This is a genomic window from Gracilimonas sp. (assembly GCF_031581265.1).
Lineage (GTDB): Bacteria > Bacteroidota > Rhodothermia > Balneolales > Balneolaceae > Gracilimonas.
The window spans coordinates 67,579-86,254 of record NZ_JAVLBQ010000008.1; the positions used below are offsets into that span (position 1 = coordinate 67,579).

18 protein-coding genes, 1 tRNA gene and 1 pseudogene are annotated in these 18,676 nt (G+C 42.0%); 9 read left to right on the forward strand and 11 right to left on the reverse strand.

Annotated features, from left to right (window positions below):
• Nucleotides 1-16 precede the first annotated feature (16 nt).
• The 5 genes from RI561_RS04870 to recJ form a co-directional block, all read right to left on the reverse strand.
• Nucleotides 17-1,006 (reverse strand): nucleotidyl transferase AbiEii/AbiGii toxin family protein, encoded by a 990-nt coding sequence (locus RI561_RS04870; RefSeq protein ID WP_395079102.1) that lies wholly within the window; start codon nucleotides 1,004-1,006, stop codon nucleotides 17-19.
• Entirely contained in the window at nucleotides 1,003-1,728 is a 726-nt protein-coding gene (locus RI561_RS04875) for a DUF6088 family protein (protein WP_395079103.1), read from the reverse strand. Before RI561_RS04875 ends, RI561_RS04870 begins: the two co-directional genes overlap by 4 nt.
• A gap of 168 nt (nucleotides 1,729-1,896) precedes the next feature.
• Nucleotides 1,897-2,220: a hypothetical protein gene (locus tag RI561_RS04880; protein ID WP_395079104.1), complete on the reverse strand. Its 324-nt coding sequence runs from the start codon at nucleotides 2,218-2,220 to the stop codon at nucleotides 1,897-1,899.
• Between the two features lie 164 nt (nucleotides 2,221-2,384).
• Nucleotides 2,385-2,457, reverse strand: a tRNA-Phe gene (locus RI561_RS04885).
• A 123-nt stretch (nucleotides 2,458-2,580) separates the two neighbouring features.
• Nucleotides 2,581-4,290: a single-stranded-DNA-specific exonuclease RecJ gene (recJ, locus tag RI561_RS04890; RefSeq protein WP_395079105.1), complete on the reverse strand. Its 1,710-nt coding sequence runs from the start codon at nucleotides 4,288-4,290 to the stop codon at nucleotides 2,581-2,583.
• Between the two features lie 303 nt (nucleotides 4,291-4,593).
• On the opposite strand from recJ, the gene RI561_RS04895 reads away from it, so the two are divergent.
• The 9 genes and pseudogenes from RI561_RS04895 to RI561_RS04935 all read left to right on the forward strand — a co-directional run bounded on the left by RI561_RS04895 (nucleotide 4,594) and on the right by RI561_RS04935 (nucleotide 13,593).
• Nucleotides 4,594-5,736 (forward strand): Glu/Leu/Phe/Val dehydrogenase, encoded by a 1,143-nt coding sequence (locus tag RI561_RS04895; protein ID WP_395079106.1) that lies wholly within the window; start codon nucleotides 4,594-4,596, stop codon nucleotides 5,734-5,736.
• A gap of 498 nt (nucleotides 5,737-6,234) precedes the next feature.
• A pseudogene (locus RI561_RS04900) lies at nucleotides 6,235-6,828 on the forward strand (MFS transporter); the annotation flags it as partial.
• Nucleotides 6,814-7,344 carry an MFS transporter gene (locus RI561_RS04905; RefSeq protein WP_395079132.1) on the forward strand — a complete coding sequence of 177 codons (531 nt, stop codon included), beginning with the start codon at nucleotides 6,814-6,816 and terminating at the stop codon, nucleotides 7,342-7,344. The pseudogene RI561_RS04900 and the gene RI561_RS04905, both read left to right, overlap by 15 nt.
• A 119-nt stretch (nucleotides 7,345-7,463) precedes the next feature.
• Complete coding sequence (hslO, locus tag RI561_RS04910; protein WP_395079107.1) at nucleotides 7,464-8,366, forward strand: Hsp33 family molecular chaperone HslO; 903 nt, start codon at nucleotides 7,464-7,466, stop codon at nucleotides 8,364-8,366.
• Between the two features lie 8 nt (nucleotides 8,367-8,374).
• Entirely contained in the window at nucleotides 8,375-9,208 is an 834-nt protein-coding gene (locus RI561_RS04915) for a hypothetical protein (protein ID WP_395079108.1), read from the forward strand.
• A 21-nt stretch (nucleotides 9,209-9,229) separates the two neighbouring features.
• On the forward strand, nucleotides 9,230-10,471 hold the full coding sequence (locus RI561_RS04920; protein WP_395079109.1) for an NAD(P)/FAD-dependent oxidoreductase: 1,242 nt from the start codon (nucleotides 9,230-9,232) through the stop codon (nucleotides 10,469-10,471).
• 54 nt (nucleotides 10,472-10,525) lie between these two features.
• Nucleotides 10,526-12,865, forward strand: coding sequence for an amino acid permease (locus RI561_RS04925; protein ID WP_395079110.1), 2,340 nt, complete (start codon nucleotides 10,526-10,528; stop codon nucleotides 12,863-12,865).
• Nucleotides 12,866-12,971: 106 nt separating this feature from the next.
• Complete coding sequence (locus RI561_RS04930; RefSeq protein ID WP_395079111.1) at nucleotides 12,972-13,238, forward strand: CopG family transcriptional regulator; 267 nt, start codon at nucleotides 12,972-12,974, stop codon at nucleotides 13,236-13,238.
• Nucleotides 13,228-13,593 carry a type II toxin-antitoxin system VapC family toxin gene (locus RI561_RS04935; RefSeq protein WP_395079112.1) on the forward strand — a complete coding sequence of 122 codons (366 nt, stop codon included), beginning with the start codon at nucleotides 13,228-13,230 and terminating at the stop codon, nucleotides 13,591-13,593. Before RI561_RS04930 ends, RI561_RS04935 begins: the two co-directional genes overlap by 11 nt.
• A 105-nt stretch (nucleotides 13,594-13,698) precedes the next feature.
• On the opposite strand, the gene RI561_RS04940 is transcribed toward RI561_RS04935, so the two are convergent.
• The 6 genes from RI561_RS04940 to lipB all read right to left on the reverse strand — a co-directional run bounded on the left by RI561_RS04940 (nucleotide 13,699) and on the right by lipB (nucleotide 18,594).
• Nucleotides 13,699-14,151 carry a HesB/IscA family protein gene (locus RI561_RS04940; RefSeq protein WP_395079113.1) on the reverse strand — a complete coding sequence of 151 codons (453 nt, stop codon included), beginning with the start codon at nucleotides 14,149-14,151 and terminating at the stop codon, nucleotides 13,699-13,701.
• 37 nt (nucleotides 14,152-14,188) lie between these two features.
• A complete protein-coding gene (locus tag RI561_RS04945; protein ID WP_395079114.1) occupies nucleotides 14,189-14,887 on the reverse strand; it encodes a helix-turn-helix domain-containing protein in 699 nt (232 codons plus the stop codon).
• A 77-nt stretch (nucleotides 14,888-14,964) separates the two neighbouring features.
• A complete protein-coding gene (locus RI561_RS04950; protein WP_395079115.1) occupies nucleotides 14,965-15,981 on the reverse strand; it encodes an NAD(P)H-dependent glycerol-3-phosphate dehydrogenase in 1,017 nt (338 codons plus the stop codon).
• Nucleotides 15,978-16,676 carry a glycerol-3-phosphate 1-O-acyltransferase PlsY gene (gene plsY / locus RI561_RS04955; RefSeq protein ID WP_395079116.1) on the reverse strand — a complete coding sequence of 233 codons (699 nt, stop codon included), beginning with the start codon at nucleotides 16,674-16,676 and terminating at the stop codon, nucleotides 15,978-15,980. The genes RI561_RS04950 and plsY overlap by 4 nt, the downstream gene beginning before the upstream one ends.
• Nucleotides 16,677-16,782: 106 nt before the next feature.
• Nucleotides 16,783-17,664: a lipoyl synthase gene (gene lipA / locus RI561_RS04960; RefSeq protein ID WP_395079117.1), complete on the reverse strand. Its 882-nt coding sequence runs from the start codon at nucleotides 17,662-17,664 to the stop codon at nucleotides 16,783-16,785.
• A 204-nt stretch (nucleotides 17,665-17,868) separates the two neighbouring features.
• Complete coding sequence (gene lipB / locus RI561_RS04965; RefSeq protein ID WP_395079118.1) at nucleotides 17,869-18,594, reverse strand: lipoyl(octanoyl) transferase LipB; 726 nt, start codon at nucleotides 18,592-18,594, stop codon at nucleotides 17,869-17,871.
• Nucleotides 18,595-18,676: the final 82 nt, after the last annotated feature.

The window sequence follows — 18,676 nt, forward strand, 5'->3', positions numbered from 1 at the left end:
CGAAGGTCAGAACTTCTTAGGCTTCTTTATCCGGCTCAATATCCCAATCAATCTCATGTAGTCGGGTTTTAATCTTGGTCAGTGATCCGTGAATATCTTCTTGTTTTGGCAGTTCCCCAAAAACAAGGTATTGAAAATCCTGTTCATACATATTTTTCAGCTGTCCCCATACCTTATCAAGGTTACGAAATATAATGGCCTCAACCGGATGAATGGCCAACCACTCAACATCACTTCGGTAGCTTGCAACATCGTCGCGGGCCACGGTTTTCAGGAGCCGGTCAAAATCATCAGACTCGAAAAAGGTCTGAACGTCTTTATCCTTTAGCATAAGATGAAGGTCATAGGTATGCCGTATTTTGTTACGAAGATCGGTAATGGGCTCTTCTGTATGGGAAAATCGGACCAGGCTCATGATCTTTTCACACAGGGTTCTTCGTACTGCCAACACTTTTAACTCAAAGGGGAGTAGGTCGTATTTTTCAGCCATATCAGACTGCCCTTTGGCTTTCATCATTTCATAGATATAAGTGGACAGGTGCTGTTCGGTATTAGGTTCTGAACTCCCCAGCCAGCTTGCTTCTACAATGATGGTATTCCGTACCTGACCAAATTCTCCGCTGAATTCTTTGGAATAGGTGTGAGCCGTTTTTCGGTTATTACCTCTTTTTCTGGTGATCCCCTCAATTTCAACTTCCGGTAGTACCGATTCCACGGCTTTGCTGACGTCCCGTATTTTGTTTTTAAGGGCGTTGTCTGAATCACCTTCCCGCCGGATCACAACTAAGTCAATATCTTCGGAGAACCGTTCAATGAGATTGAAGCATTTGGATAAAGCCGTTCCGCCTTTAAAGATGGTGTCTTTACCCACCGGGTCAGAAAAAATAGTCTTTAGTGCGAACGTTACCCAGTAGTCTTTTTCAATATAGACTTCCCGAATGTCTTTGAATTCAGAGGTTGCCCGTACCGCATCCTGAAATAACTTTTTGTCTTCGTGTAGCTTCATTTGATGTTCCAGTTTTCGGCGGTGGACAATGCCTTGGATGCGCCCGGCAGATTATAGGTTGTAATGGGATTTAAGGAGTTTTTCAGTTTCTCGGTGTATGCAGAATCGCCCAACTCTTCCAGTATAGCCCCCAGTAAAGCCCGTGTGGAAGGCGGGTATTTTTTGGCCAGCCGAACCATGGACTGCTTGTCTTCACCTGAAAGCTCGGCAATGATGTTCTTCAATCGCTCGGTGGACTTTTGAATGGTGGTGTCCGGTATTTTCTTGATGTAGCGTAGGCTGTCTAAAATTTGAAGGAGCGGGATGTTTTCTTTGGTGATGGTATTCTTTTGCCGAACAAACCTTATGGTGTATTTGCCCCGCTTTAGTTTGGGCCGTACTACATTCTTCCCGATTTGTATGGTGTTGCTGACCTGCGTGGTTAAACCCAGTTCGTTGTAGATACTGTAGCCGGTGAGATAGCCCGTCACTTTCCCGTCCTCTTCCATCAGGTCTTTAACCACCTGGTATTGATTGGGCTCCAACTCTCCGAAGGGAGTCTCTTCGGGCTTGTAATATTTGCCTTTGCTCAGCTTGGCTATTTTACCCGAATCGGCCATGCGGTTCAGGGCTTTTATGATGGCTTCCTTCTTTTTCACCTCATCATAAAAATCCTCATAGGTGAATACATATCCCTTCGGGAATCGATCTATCGTAAATGCTATGTATTCAGTGATTTTCATATAATTTGAAGGTCGGTCAAAAAAGCCAAAATGTCCAGTTTTTTAGTTAATAAACTGGACAAATCATATTTATTTTTAATTGCCACACAATAAACATACGCTATAGGGAGTTTTGAACAACGTTCGATGTTGTTCAAAACTCCCTATAGCACGTTAACTATTCGTATATCAATCTTGCAAAGCAAACTCTCTCATCTTTTCAATTGAACTTGCAAGCTCATCAATATCCGGCGCTCCATTATCAGCCCTGTGGTGAATTTGGTTCCTTAAAAAAGTGTGAATTGAAACTTCATTTGGGTTACCCATCCATGGATGGGATTTGCTTTCACCTTTTATTTTCTGAAAATACTCTTGGTCAAATTTTTTAATCCCTTTATCAGGTACAAACTGATTCTTTAGGTGCTCGTAAATCTCATTGTGGTATTCCTCAGTTGGAAGTTTGAAAGCAACATAATTAACCTCATTAGATGAAACATATGGTAGAACAGACAACTTGGGGCTCGCAATCGCTTTAGCAAGTGGTCTTTTAACCCATCTATTACAAGGGGTACCTAATATTCAAGTACCCAAATTTCACACAAGCTTCAAAAAATATTTAAAATAAAAAAGCCCTGAAAGCTCATATCTCTATGTCTCACAAGGCTTTTACTTGAGTGTGGGACCGGGCGGATTTGAACCGCCGACACACGGATTTTCAGTCCGTTGCTCTACCTACTGAGCTACAGTCCCTTTCACAAGGACGGCAAAGATACAGGGTTTGCAATCTTTATACAATAATAAATTTCTGGAAATAGGTTTTAGGTACAAGGTGTTAGGTGTTAGACTTGAACCTAACACCTTGTACCTAAAACCTCATTTACCCGGGATGTGAATATCCTTTAGGCGAAGCTGTAGAGTACGGCGGCCGTTCCAGTTATTTTCTTCCAAAACATAGGCAATGCTAAATAGCTTACCGTCACGAACGGAGGGCAGATATTCGTGCATATTAAATCCGATGGTGTCAAAAATGCCGGAATCCTGTTGTTTCACCCTCATCTTCAAGTGCCCGTTCCCGACAATGGTAGGTTCTCCCACCACCTTCACTGCCTCACTCACAAAAATGGGTCGAAGGTTAGCCGGACCAAAAGGCTCAAACTGACTCAGCAGTTTCCAAAATTTCATATCTACTTCAGACAGATTCAGCTTTGCATCTATGGTCAATTCGGGCTCAAAAGAGTTATCAGATAAATCGGTGTAAGCCAGGTCGTTCATGCGGCGACGAAAGTCTGATAACTTCCCTTCTTTTAAGGTGAGCCCGGCTGCAAACTCGTGACCACCAAACTGCTCCAGCAAATCATCACACTTTTTAATCGCATCGTAGATGTTAAACCCTTTTATACTCCGGGCCGAACCTTTAATCTTTCCCTCCACATTACTGAGCATTATAGCCGGTCGGTGATACAAATCCACCAATCGCGATGCCACAATACCGATCACCCCCAAGTGCCAATCTTCAGAATACAGCACAATGGTAGAGATTTCTTCCATATCAAAATCCTGATCGATCTGCTCCATCGCTTCTTTCATGGTTTTGGAGTCGGTATCGCGCCGGCGCAAGTTAATGGATTCCAACTCATAGGCATGAGATTTCGCCTTACCCATCGTTTCGGAAATCATGAGCTTGACGGCGGTACTGGCATCACCCATTCTTCCGGCAGCATTTATACGTGGCCCAATCGAAAATACTATTTTGGAAGTTTTAACATCATCTTTTGATACATTAATGATATCGAGAAGGGCTTTTATTCCTACCCTCGGACTCTTCTGAATCATCTGCAGTCCCGCTTTCATCAAAACACGATTTTCATCAATGATGGGCACGATATCAGATGCAATGGATATAGCCACCAGGTCCAGGAATTTGTAGGAAATGGATTGGGGTAATCCTAATTTTTCGATGGTGCCTTGTATCAGCTTAAATCCAACTCCGGCCCCGGATAATCCATCAAAAGGATAATTACAGTCAGGACGTTTTGGATCGAGAACAGCTTCGGCATCAGGAATGGAATCTCCTACCGTATGGTGATCACAAATAATAAGGTCTATCCCTTTCTCTTTAGCCGTTTTAGCTTCTTCGATAGCCGTGATACCACAATCTACAGAAACGATCAGGGATGCATTAATTTTTTTCGCATACCGTATTCCATCAGGATTAATACCATATCCTTCTTTAAAGCGATGAGGGATATAGTAATCAGCATCAACCCCAAATTCTTTCAGGAAAGTATATAAGCAGGAGGTTGCCGTAGTGCCGTCTACGTCGTAATCGCCGTAAACGAGTACTTTTTCACTCTTGCGGATAGCCAGGGCTAAACGTTCTGCACCTTTTTCCATGTCCTTCATTAAAAAAGGATCATGGAGGTTTTCTATCTTCGGCCTGAAAAAGTATTCTGCATCATCGTATGTTTTTATGCCGCGGATAGCCAATAATGAGGCTATTTTGGCCGAAACTCCGAGTTGTTCCTTTAACTTGGAAACATACTCTTCCTGTTCCGGCTGCGCGTATACCCAGCGGAATGACATGATTATTTTTTGCTTTATTTTTATTCATAGAGGCTATGCGGCGGTCAAGCCGGTACGCCAACGCCAAAGGCGTTTTCATTAGGTATAAAATACTATTTAACCGGAGAAATTCAGCATCTTGTTTTAAAAGATATAAAGTTTACAAACCAAGCTGTATTCTTAATATTAACTAAAATTAAATCCCTTCAGCTTGAGAACTTTTAAATAAATGCAGACCTTTGGAAGCGTTTCCATGGAATCATCTCCATAATATTTTAGCTATATTTATAATCTACAGAAGCACCCCAAACCGAATCTAATATTTTGACTGATACTAACATAAAATTCTCCCTATTTAATGAACTGGCTGACAAAGAACATGAGCAAGTCGTAATTTGCTCCGATCCTGAAAGTGGGTTGAAGGCCATTATTGCTATTCACAACACAACGTTGGGGCCAGCCCTTGGTGGAACCCGGATGTGGAATTACGAATCTGAAGCTGCTGCTATGAAAGATGTTCTACGTCTTTCACGTGGTATGACCTATAAATCAGCTATCTCCGGGTTAAATTTAGGCGGCGGAAAAGCGGTCATCATCGGCGATGCTCAAAAAGAAAAAACAGAAGTGCTGTTCAGAGCTTTTGGTCGTTTTGTGGACGGACTCGGCGGTCGATATATCACCGCAGAAGATGTGGGCATGACGGAAAAAGAAATGGAATGGATTTATTCTGAAACTAAATATGTAACCGGTATCCCTAAAGAATTGGGGGGCAGCGGGAATCCATCTCCCGTTACGGCTTACGGTGTTTATATGGGCATGAAGGCTTGTGTAAAAAAAGCATACGGTAGTGATTCATTAGAGGGTAAGCGAATTGCTTTACAAGGTGCCGGAAATGTAGCTTCCCATTTTGCACGTCATGCAGCCAAAGAGGGAGCAAAATTATTTATAAGTGATATTTACGAGGATAAAGCCAAATCACTGGCTGAAGAAGTGGGTGGTGAATTGGTTGCACCTGAAGATATTTACGGTTTAGATGTAGATATTTTTAACCCATGCGCTTTAGGTGGCGTTATTAACGACGAAACCTTGGATCAATTCAAGTGCGACATCATTGCCGGTGGAGCCAACAACGTACTTGATCAAGAAGACAAGCACGGTCAAATGTTGTTGGATAAAGGCATTATCTACGCTCCCGATTATGTAATAAATGCCGGTGGAGTCATCAACATCGCAAGCGAGCTGGAAGGGTATAACCAAGAACGCGCCCTGCAGAATGCCGGTAATATTTACAACACCATCACCGATATTTTAACGTATTCGGAAGAGCAAGGCATTCCTGCGCATCAAGCTTCCAATACATTAGCAGAAAAAAGAATTGAAGCAGTGGGTAAGATTCAAAACAAATATTCTTCCAATGCTGAAATTTCTGGTCGGCTTGGGAGTGTTTATAAGCGATTCGTCGACTGATCACTAAGTAGCAAAACTAATTATTACCAAAAGGCACTTCAGAAATCCCGAAGTGCCTTTTTTTATAGTTATAGTTCTCACTCTTATAGATGTTAGATAATTCGAGGACAAAAAAGGTTTTTAATCGAACCAACATAATCTTCTAATGGAAACAGGTGCCGGGCTGAACGGATGTGAAGTCTGGCGGAGGATTTTGGCGCCAAGGGTATTTCGAATTTTCGTTAAATAGACCAATCTTATACCTCAGATAGATTAATACATTCATCTTTTGGTATTGATTCGTATAAAATAGCGGTATTTTTCAGCGTTTTATTAAAATTATAAATCCGAGTCCCGTTATTCATTGAGTTATCTCACCTTTGTTCTAAAAGAGAGAAAAGTTCTCAGCTTTGGTCTGTCGTTTACCTTTTTCTCAAGCTTTGGGCAAACTAGACGAGATGTTGTTATACGAAGAATTGAAAATTCTGGAAGTAATGAAACTCATTATTTGTTCCATTTTTCCTCACAGATTTTGACTTATCTAATGCTGCCTTCGGTTCTATCTATTCTGCTGCAACCCTGGCAAGTGCATCCATTCTTCCATATCTGGGGAAATGGATCGATGTATTACCTATTGGAAAGTACAGTTTATTTGTGGCCGGCGGATTGCTCACTGCTGCTCTTATAATGGCTTTTTCATGGCATATCGGATTTCTTTTTGTTGGAATTTTGATGCTGCGACTTGCCGGCCAAGGTCTAAGCGGGCACACCGCAGAAACAGCTATAGCCCGATACTTTACCCTTCAGCGTGGTAAGGCGTTAAGTATTTCAAGCCTGGGATATCCGGTAGGTGAAGGGATTCTTCCGGTGGCTATCGCTGCCTTACTTACCATTACCAGCTGGCGAACAACGTGGGGTATCATTGCTGCCGTCATTGCCCTGATATTTATCCCATTCATATTCTATCTTCTGAACAAATCAGATATCGAAGAGTCCAATCAGGATGTCAAAAAAACAAGAGAAAATTCTAAATCATCCTCCGGTTCTTATTTTCAAATAATCAATGATCGCAGGTTTTGGCTAATATTGCCGGCAGTATTGGTCCCTCCTTTCTGGGCCACAGCTTTATTCCTGTATCAAGTATCCATCGCGGAGCAACTTGGGTGGACGGCTGCTATTATTGCGTCAGCTTTTATCTTTTTTGCTGCAGCTCGAATTGTAAGCTCCCTTGGAATTGGTCCAGTCATCGACAGGCTAAGTGCCAAAACTATTTTCCCATTTTACATCATTCCTCTGGGTGCGGGTTTGGTGGTCGCTTTCTACCATCCCGGGATCTGGTCGGCATTTCTGTATATGACTTTAGTCGGTATAACTTTAGGTTTTGGGAGCACTACAAAATCGGCTCTTTATGCGGAGTTATATGGTGAAGAATTTATTGGAACCGTACGTTCTCTTTTTGCATCCATTATGGTATTTAGTACGGCATTAAGCCCCTTTCTTATGGGATGGATGCTCGATAATAATATACCTATGGAAAGCATCTTACTGATGGCTGTTTCCACTGTTGTAGTTGGTGTGATTTTAGCCTATTTCGGCTTAAAGACTTCCACAACTCAGGTAGCGGAATAACTTCGACTTCTACCCGAAGAATCATTTTTTCTTTTAAGGTGCTTCCAATAAAATCTAATATTCTACGTATCTTTAAGGCTAAATATTTTTTATAAAAAAGAGATTTTCCACTCACTCCTATGAATATCGAAGAATTTAATTTCAAAGACCGGCTCATCAAGGGAATGACAACAGATGGCCATTTTAAAATATCGGTTGTTAAAACCACTGATGTGGTAAAAACTGCAAAACAGAACCACTCTCTTTCATTACTGAATACCGTCATTTTAGGCAAGGCTTTAACAGCTACTATGCTGTTGGCTTCAGAGCTCAAAGGAGAAGAACGAATACAGCTCCGCATGGACGGCGACGGACCCATTGGGTTTTTAGTAGCTGAGGCAAACCAGGTTGGTGAAATTCGCGGATATGTTAAAAATCCGGCAGCTGAATTAGATTATTCCGCAGATGATGTACAATTAGGAGATGGCATCGGACTTGGCGTACTTACTTTTTCAAAGGTTCTGTATAATGAAGCTGAGCCTCGTTCAAGCAGCATCCAAATTGTAAATGGAGATGTAACCAGTGATGTGGCTCATTACCTGGCACAATCCGAACAAATTCCTTCTGCCTTGCTCATTGATGTAGGCATTGATGAAGACGGGAAAGTAACTCAAGCCGGGGGACTCATGATACAACGCCTACCGGATGCCCCTGATGGTCAAATTGATATGCTGCAGGAACGACTGGGGTCCTTCCCTCCCATTGATGAATTACTGAGTGATGATCAGTACATTGACGAAATCATGACCAAAGCAGTATCTCCGTTAAAAGTAAAAGAACTGAACCGCCAGCCGGTTGACTTTTTCTGCCGTTGTACTCGTAAAAGGTTCAAAAATGCGTTATCTATGCTCACTCTCGATGACCTGAAAGACATGGAAGGGGAAGGACAGGAAGTAGTTTGTCATTATTGCAACAGCAAGAAAAAATTTACGAAAGAAGAGATGGAGAAAATCATAACCGATGCACAAGCTAAAATGAATTAGGGAATATTATGGGCAAACTCACTGAAGATGAAATTCGGGCAATAGTTCAAAAAGCCACTCTTTTACAGAAATTTGGTGAGTCAGGTTCTTCGGTAAATCGAACACAATCAAACCAAGAGTTAAAGTCGCTCTATGAGATCACGGATAACCTGGATATTCCTCGTGAATATGTCCATGAGGCCTACCTGGAACAGACGGGAATACCCATTTCAGAAGCATTTGTAGTTGATAACAATGATTTCAGCAGTACCGAAATTGTAGGTTTTGCAAAGGGAGATATCGACAAGAATCTTTTAAAAGAATTAAGAAATCAGATTGAATTTCACTTTAATACCGTTGGTGAAATCTCATATCGAAAGAATAAAATTGTTTGGAAGGCTAAAGCTGTTGGTCCCTCAAAATTTATAGCTACCGTGAATTCGCCCGAAGTAGAATTCAAAAAGGTGGATGGAAACGTAAAAATAAAAGTTACTCAAAGTCTTAAGACAGTTAATAAACTTTATTTGCCTGCAATAGCCGGTGGTATTGGAGGTTTTATGTTCCTTACAGCAATCATGTTTGGGGTTATCGACAATGATATAGGTCCCGCCTTACTTATGTCCGCGTTGATCCTGACTGCTTCTTTTTTCTTTGCTCGCTTTATCAATGGCCGAAAACAAAAGCGTAAGAAAAATCTTCTCGAGCTTTCCGAAACTTTGCAGGGTAAGATTGAACGCCACCTCAAAGCCACAACAAAGAACAAAGACATAGAAGAAAAATCCCCTGAAATTGAGATCCCCGAAAATGAATATGATGAAGAACGTGTTGATTCAGTAATCAATGCCAAAAAGCAAAAAGAATAACACACTTCATCCTGTAACCTTATGGCTAAAAATCTTGTAATCATAGGTGGTGGTTTTGCCGGAATTTCAGTAGCTAAAAAGCTATCCTCTTCCGGTTTCAATATCACGATCATCGACAAAACCAACCATCATCTTTTTCAGCCACTGCTATATCAGGTGGCTACAGCTGCCCTTTCTCCCGGTGACATTGCAATGCCAATTCGAGCCATTTTCAGTAAACAAAAGAATGTTGAAGTTGTTTTAGGGGAAGTCACCGAAGTTAACAAAGACTCTAATCGTGTTATCCTGAAAAATGGATCTTCATTCCCTTTTCATTATTTGATTGTAGCTGTGGGTGCACAGTACAATTACTTTGGCAACGATGAGTGGAAAGAACATGCACCGGGACTTAAATCCCTCTCTGATGCCCTTGAGATCCGGGAGCGTATTTTACTTTCCCTCGAAAAAGCCGAACAGATTATTGATCCCCAAAAAAGAGAGAAATTCCTGACTTATGTGGTAATTGGCGGAGGCCCAACCGGGGTTGAGATGGCTGGCTCAATAGCCGAAATCGCCAAGCGAAGCATGATGCGTGATTTCAGAAATATAAAACCGGATGAAACCAAAATTTACCTGGTTGAAGCCGCTGATGGTATCTTAAATGGTTTTGATGAACCGCTTCCTGAAAAAGGATTGAAAACTTTAGAAGAAATGGGTGTTGAGGTCATTCTAAATTCACCTGTTCAGGACATCAAAGAAAACGGGGTTCAAATTGAAGGGCGGTTTATAGAAACACCGAATATTATTTGGGGAGCCGGAGTAGCAGCTTCACCACTTATCAAATCATTGGGCGTTAAGACCGACCGTATGGGACGAGCTATAGTTGAACCAGACCTCTCAATCGCCGGTCATCCAAATATCTTTGTAGCCGGAGATGCCGCCCACGTGAAAGACAAAGATGGAAATCCACTGCCCGGCTTAGCCCCGGTTGCACTTCAACAAGGTAAGTACCTGGGAGATCTTCTGAGAAAAGAAGAAAAAAATCGAGAACCCTTTAAATATATTGATAAGGGGACCATGGCTACTATTGGGCGTGCTAAAGCCGTAGCTGACATCCGCGGGTTCAAATTCAGCGGATTTTTTGCTTGGTTGCTATGGGGACTGATCCACATATTTTTTCTCATCGGCTTCCGGAATCGCTTTCGGGTATTTGCAGAGTGGACCTGGCACTATATTACTTTTAAAAGGGGTGTTCGGCTCATTGCAAAAAAAGACGAAGCTTAATTTTACTTTTCTGAAATAGATGGTAATTTTATTTTTCTAACGGAAGAAATTTATATGGCAGATTTAAAAAGAGAACTGGGCTTTTGGGACGCCCTCACTATAGGAGCCGGCACTATGATTGGAGCCGGTATTTTTTTACTGGCAGGTGTAGCTCTGGAAATGTCGGGCCCGGCTGCTATTTTTGCTTACCTGATAGCCGGTGTTGTTTGCATGATAACCGCTTCAAGTGCCGCTGAGCTAGCCACGGGTATGCCTACTTCCGGAGGTGACTACTTTTTCGTATCTCGATCTTTAGGGCCGGCAATGGGTGCTATATCGGGTGTGGGCATTTGGTTAAGTCTTACCTTTGCCATTGCCTTCTATTTGTTTGGGCTTGGAGAATATCTTTCTCAATTCCTTCCAATATCCGCTTTCTGGGGAGCTGTAGCAGGGGGTATTTTGCTCACTATTTTAAATGTGGTTGGCGCTAAAGAATCGGGTCGAACACAGGTGGTCATTGTTCTTATTCTTTTTGCCATTTTAGGTACATTTAGTGTGATGGGCGTCTTCCATATTGATGCTTCCAACTATGATCCTTTCATGCCTTATGGCTTTGATTCTATCTCCGCAACTACCGCTCTCGTCTTTGTATCCTTTTTGGGATTTGTAAAAATCGCTGCTGTAGCTGAGGAAATTAAAAACCCTTCTAAGAATTTGCCTCGGGCACTTATTGGCTCCGTTGCATTAGTTACCGTTTTATATGTAGTCATTGTTTTAGTGATTGGAGGGATGTTTGAGCAATCTACCATTGCTGATGTTCGTGATCCATTAACTACCGCAGCTCGTACTATTTTGGGAAGCCCCGGTGCTGTAGCGGTTATTATTGCGGGATTGTTGGCTACATTGTCATCAGCAAATGCCAGTATTATGGCCTCTTCCAGAATAAACCTTGCAATGGCACGAGACCGGATGGTTCCCAACTGGCTGGCCGACATTCACCAAAAATTACTTACTCCTTACCGTGCCATCATCCTTACAGGAATACTGGCATTATTGTTTTTACTGCTCGAAAGCCTGGAAGATCTGGCTAAAATTGCGAGTGTGCTTCAGCTCTATAGCTATGCTGCTCTGAATATAGGGTGCGTTGTTCTCAGAGTATCTCATCCCGATTGGTACAAACCAACATACCGAACTCCGGGAACTCCCTGGTTGCAAATTCTTGCTGCCATTGGGTGTCTCTCCATCATAGTCTATTCAGGTACTTTTGCTCAGATAGCAGTTGTCGTTCTCATAATAGGAAGCCTATTGTGGTACCTGGCATGGGGACGTTCACGAGTAGAAATTGAACATGCCCTGCCGGAACTCAAAGAGAACTGGAAAGAATTAGGTTTTGGTATATTTACCGCTCCTGTTGAACTTCATGAATCTGAATTTGAAGAATGGGCACCTGCGATAAGAGCTTTAAATATTAATGAAGGGCGAAATGTAGTGACCGCATTAGCCAACCCAAAACATGAAAAAAAACTCTTAAAAATCTCACAGTTAATTGCAACAGGTAAAGAAGAAGGTGGAAAGGTTACCGGACTCAACATGTTGAAAGTACCCTTTCAAACTCCCGTTACCACTATAAATCGAATGCTTGAGGAGCAAGAACCGGTTCGCGAAAGTATTGAAGAAATCAGCCGAAAATCCCAGGCTGAAACCGTTGATAAGAAAGGAAGCAAAACACTCGCTTCCACATCCTTTGAGTCTGCAACGGCTGCAGCTCATGATATTTTTAAAGGACTTATTTCTGAAACGGAAGACCGACAAGCAGATATGTTGGTTATGGGGTGGCAAGGAGGTTTTAGTTTAGGTCGAATTTATAACACCCCTGTTCAAAAAATTATTAAGAGTTTAAAGGCCGATCTATCCGTATTGAAGGATCGAGAGTTAGATGAAATAAACTCCGTAGTAGTTCCTTGGGGTGGTGGCCTTCATGCTCGTTTAGGTATGGAGATTGGCCTCAGAATAGCTAAATCAGTAGGTGCGGAACTACGAGTACTTCGGTTGGTGAAACCCGGTATTGATCTTAAAGAAGAGGAAGATGAATTACGTCAGCGCATCAAACCACTCGCCGGCAATTTCGAGAACATGTCAATCACGGTCAAAGAATCCACGGATGTGACCGGCGGAATCTTAGAAGAACTTGAAGAGCATCAGGATGATTTGCTGATCATTGGAGCCTCTCATGATTGGGGAATCCGCAATGTTCTGTTTGGAACCATCCCCGATATTATCGCAGACAGAGCTCCTTGCTCCGTACTAATGGTTCGCCGATATGTAACCGAAGACTGGAAACTGAAGGCCGCTGAAGGAGTTAAGAGGGTTAAAGAGCAGTTGGGTATGACTTCCTCTCCCGAGAATAATAATTAGCGGAAATATCCTTTTAGACTCTTTGTGCTTACTTAACCGATGTTCAATTTGAGCGACATCTACAAACGATGTATATTATATACATCATATTTGAATGGAGAGCACTATGAAACGAACACAAATCTATCTTACCGAAGAAGAGAAAAAAGCCATAGAAAAGCTTTCTGATGAACGAGGTACGACCCAAAGCAATATTATCAGGGAAGCAATTGATGAGTATGTGGCGAAGGAGGAAACCAAGTCTAAGAAAAAATCTATTATGGATTTTGCAGGCATTTGGAAGGATAAAGAAGACATACCTGATGTGCGTGAAATGAGAGAAGGCTGGGGAAGAAGAATGAAAAGATTAGGCTTAGATCCAGATGATAGTTGACACAAACATTATTATTGATTTTTTAAAGGGTCATGAAAAAGCAAATCATTTCATTGAAGCTCATAAACCAATCTCAACGTCAGTTGTTGTAGTTTCTGAATTATTTTCAGGAGTTAAAAGTAAAAATGAATTGAGAGAGATAAGAGAATTCTTAACTTTTGTAGAGTTGGTTGATGTAACCGAAATAATCGCCAAAAATGCCGGTTTACTAAGACGAAAATATTTGAAAAGCCATGGAATAGAAATTCCTGATGCAATTATCGCAGCAACAGCCAATTATTTAAAAGTCCCCGTAGCCTCTCTCGATAAGAAACATTTTTCCATCTTGACTGATGATTTAGTTGTACCCTATTAACTCACACAAATATTAAATCAGCGAAGACCTGAAGCATCTGTGTCATCCATGCCTGTCCCGTACACGCCTCCGGGGTTCCATTCCTAAACTTGAAAAGCCTCTAAATCAAATAGCGAAAGACGTTCCACAGCCACAATTCTCAACGGCATTCGGATTATCAAAAGTAAAACCGCGTGCATCTAACCCATCGGGATAGTCGATCTGCATTCCTTCTAAGTACATCAAATGTTTGGGGGCGACAATAATTTCTACGCCATGGCTTTCATATACGTTGTCTTCATCAGTGCGATGGTCCAGGCCAAGTTTATAGCTGAGGCCGGAGCATCCGCCGCCATCTACGGCCACACGTAAATACAAATTGCTATCCAGATCTTCTTCATTCTTGATCTTTTCAACTTGCCTGGCAGCCCGCTCTGTAAGGATAACCGGCTCACCGGTCAGTTCCTCTTTTTGATAATCGTTTTCTGTAATTGGTTGCGGAGATACAGATTCTTCTTCCTCATTAACATCGATCAATGAGGAAATGACATCATCTAAATTTTCTTCTTGAACACTCATGGTCTCTTTTCGCTCCTTTATTTAGAACGAGTCAAAATTACGAAGTTTTTTGGGAAAATGTATAATGCGTTACCCCATCTTTTTCAAACAGGTCAAGTACTCCGGCACTTACCAAATTCACCAATATTTTAGCTGCCCGATAAGTTGTTACACTTATCAGCAGGGAGAATCTTTTAACGGTGATGTCTCCGTATTCATTCAAAAAACGGAAGAGTTGCTGTTCATTTTCGCCATATTCAAAAGTAACTCCCTCATCAGAATAGTTCCGCTTTAGTACTTCGATGTATTCATCACTTGCCACCACACTCTCATCATCAACTCGCACATAAACCTGCCGCACCTTTTTTCCTTTTACATATATGGGCTTTACTTCAGCTTCCGGAACTTTAACTAACAACACATCTCTTTCTCCCGTATTTACCAATTCCATTTGAATGGGCACTTCCGGTATGCATTCGTCTTTGGCCGCTTGGTTGAGCCAAAACTCTTCCTCGTAATAACTGTCAACGCCAATAATTTCTCCATTATCTTCAACGCCGATAAGAATAGTTCCGCCTTTAGAGTTGGCAAGTGCAGCAATTTCACGTGCAATTTTTTCCGGTGATGCTACACTGTGCTTGAATTCAAGGAACTTACTCTCTCCCGTTTGAATCAAACTTTTCAGATCGTTCTTGGTAAGCTCAGATACTTTAACCGTATCTGAATACTGCATGTAGAATTCAAACTCGTCTTTCATCGTTATAGGGGTTTCGAGTTCCGGGTTTCATGTCGCGGTTTCTTCAGTTGTCAGCGACATGAAACCCACAACCCGATTCACATGACAATTTCATCTTTTGGGTCGCGCGTCATCAACTTATACAACGCATCTTTCGGGTCCATATTTTCAAAAAGAACACTGTAAACGGCGTTGGTAATGGGCATTTCAACATTGTGTTTTTCAGACCAATCACGAACTGATTTTGTGGTCTTTACACCTTCTGCCACCATATTCATGCTATCAATGATATCATCCAGTTTCTCTCCTTTACCAATGCGAAATCCAACCGAACGGTTCCTGCTGTGCGCACTTGTACAGGTAACAATCAAATCTCCCATTCCGGTCAATCCCGAAAAAGTATCGGAATGAGTACCCATTTTTGCTCCCATCCGCTTCATCTCGTGCAGGCCGCGCGTGATAAGTGCTGCTTTTGCATTATCACCCAATTCAGCTCCATCCACAATACCAGCGGCAATAGCCATGATGTTTTTAACTGAGCCGCCTATCTCAACCCCAATTACATCATTATTAATGTAAACTCTGAACATTGGTGTTAAAAAAGCTTCCTGTATGATACGGGCTGTTCGTGTTGAATAGGCCGCCGCAACTACTGTTGTTGGTTTTAACTTTCCAACTTCTTCGGCATGACTCGGCCCGTACAATACCCCAATATTATCTTCCAACGTAGTTCCATCCATCACTTCTACCAAAACCTGAGACATGGTTTTGAAGGTATCGTTCTCAATGCCTTTTGCTACCGTCACTAAAATTTCATGGCCATCGAGGCATGGTTTTAGCTTATTACCAACCTCACGAAGTGCATGTGAAGGAGTCGCAAAAACCACCATATCCTGAGACTGCATACATTGCTCAAGATTATTATAAGCTTTAATTGTTTTAGGCAGCTCTATGTCATTGAGGTAAGAGGGATTGACATGTTCTTCATTGATGCGATCAGCAATTTCAGCTTCTCTGGCCCATATTTGCACCTCATTTCCGGCTTGATCTAATACCATAGCCAAGGCAGTGCCAAAACTACCTGCTCCAATCACTGTTACATTAAGTCCACTCATGCTCCTGATTCCACTTTAGCTTCAACTGAATCTTCACCTTTACTGCCATAAATATTTACCCGGCTTTCTTCGCCTTTTAAAAGCCGATCGATATTGGATTTGTGCTTGTAAATTATTCCAATGGCTATAAAAGTTGCAAATATGATAATGCTTCCGTCCACATAATATCCAAATCCGTACCGCATCACCAATAAGCTAATGGGATAAATAAAACTACTGACAATTGAAGCTAATGATACATATCGGGTGGTTAAAACTATTATCACAAATACCCCGGAAGAAATTCCTATAGATATAGGTTCAATTCCAAATAACATTCCACATGCTGTGGCAGCACCCTTTCCTCCTTTAAAATTAGCAAATAAAGGGAACATGTGACCAATAACTGCGAAAAGGCCGCATGTGATTTTTAAAAAAGCATCTGCTTCCCATCCTGGTGGGGCCAAAGGTCCATTGCTTATTTCGAATGCATACATAGCCACCCAGTATGTAGCAACAAATCCTTTCATGAAATCCAAAACCAGTACTGACACTCCTGATTGCCACCCTAAATTTCGAAAGGCATTGGTAGTGCCAAGATTCCCGCTTCCAAAATTCCGGATGTCCGTTTTGTGAAAGATTTGCCCCACCCACAGCGAGGATGGAATAGATCCCAGCACATAACTGATCAATAAAACCGTAAATAGTGAAACCATAAGCTTTTTTATTTGGCAGAAGTTAATCTATTAAGGGCAAATTAGTTAATGATTTTGGTTAAATGTTATTCACGGTTCCATTAACCAATATGCCCGAGACGATTAACTATACATGTCGCTCAGCATGATAGGAGGATCGCACCAAAGGGCCACTCTCCACATGTTCGATACCAAGATTTTCGCCAATTTCTTTATACTCGGCAAACTGATCGGGGTGAACCCAGTCAATCACGGGATGGTGCATTTTAGTGGGTTGCATATATTGGCCAATCGTTAATACATCAACGCCATGCTCTACACAATCCTGCATCAGTTCGATTACTTCTTCTCGTTCTTCACCTAAACCAACCATAATTCCGGTTTTAGTTCGAAGTCCGGCGTTTTTGGTACGCTGAAGGAGTTCAAGAGAACGTTCATATCTTGCTTGTGGGCGAACTCTGCGATATTTGCTCGGTACGGTTTCCAGGTTATGGCTAAGCACATCTGGCGGGGTATCAAAAACGATTTGAAGGGCCGCGTCCCATTCACCGCGGAAATCAGGAATGAGAGATTCTATGGTTACGCCGGGGATAGCTTCACGCAATGCTTTGTGGCATTCAGCAAAGATTGGGGCTCCGCCATCTTTTCGTTCATCGCGGTTTACGGAAGTAAGCACTACGTGCTTGAGTTTCATTTTAGCCGCAGCATCGGCTACCCGCGCCGGCTCATCCCAGTCAAGATCCTCAGGTGGCCGTCCGGTTTTGATGGCACAAAAAGCACAAGAACGAGTACATACATCACCTAAAATCATAAATGTCGCCGTTCCGGCTCCCCAACATTCACCCATGTTCGGACAACGGGCTTCGGAACAAACGGTATTCAAATTATTTTCACGGATGGTTTCCGAAACCTCTTTGAATTTCTCTCCTGAGGGAAGTTTTACCCGCAGCCAGTCGGGCCGGCGGTTTTTGGTTTTGGTATTTTCTACAACCTGAAGTTCTTTAATCATGGTGCTTCTTTAGTGATTTTTAATCTCATCATTGCGAGGGATTCAGCCCTTCGTCTTATATTTTATCAATAAATTTCAACCAGTCCTGTTTCAAGCGTCTCGCTTGGAACAACCAATGTTTACACAAGCGTGACGCTTGCGCAAGGCAGGGGAAATAATCACTGATTTACAAACTACAATTCCATTTAAAATTATTAATTAAACTTACGAAATTATCTGCTCCACTTCTTGCAGTGAACCTTTGTTTGATACGGAGACCTCAAAAACATTTTCAAAGTTAAAAACAATCCGCTCCTTAACTTCCTCTGCGTCAATTTCTTTGCCGGAAAGTTTCTGTAAACTGGTGACGGATTTATCATCTATACCACAGGGCACAATGTTATTAAAATACCTCAAATCGGTGTTTACATTGAACGCAAAACCATGCATGGTAACCCATCGCGAGCAGCGAATGCCCATAGCACAGATTTTTGCTTCATCCACCCAAACGCCGGTAGCTCCTTCAATTCGATGACCCTCAAATCCATAATCGGAACAAACCCGAATCATCACTTCTTCAAGAAATCGCAGATATTTGTGGACATCGGTGAAGTGGCGGTCTAAATCTAAAATGGGATAGCCAACAATTTGCCCGGGTCCGTGATAGGTAATGTCTCCACCTCTATCGATCTTGAGGAATTCTGCATCAAGCTGCTGTAATTCCAACATGGAGCGCAATAGATGTTCTTCTTGCCCGCTTTTACCCAGGGTATAGATATGTGGATGCTCTACAAAAAAGAAGATGTCATCCAGTCGCTTTCCTTCAAACATCCCTTTTTGTTCGGCTCTTTTTTCATCTATGAGCCGCTGCTGCACAGACTTCTGCAAATCCCATATCGGCTGATATGCGGCGTGACCCAAATCGTACAGGTCAATGTTTTTTTGTGGCATTTTTTAATTCTTAGTCAAAAATATCCAAGGAAATAAAGTCTCTCCTTGAGGAGAGATCAACAAATCAGCTGTTCCTGATTTG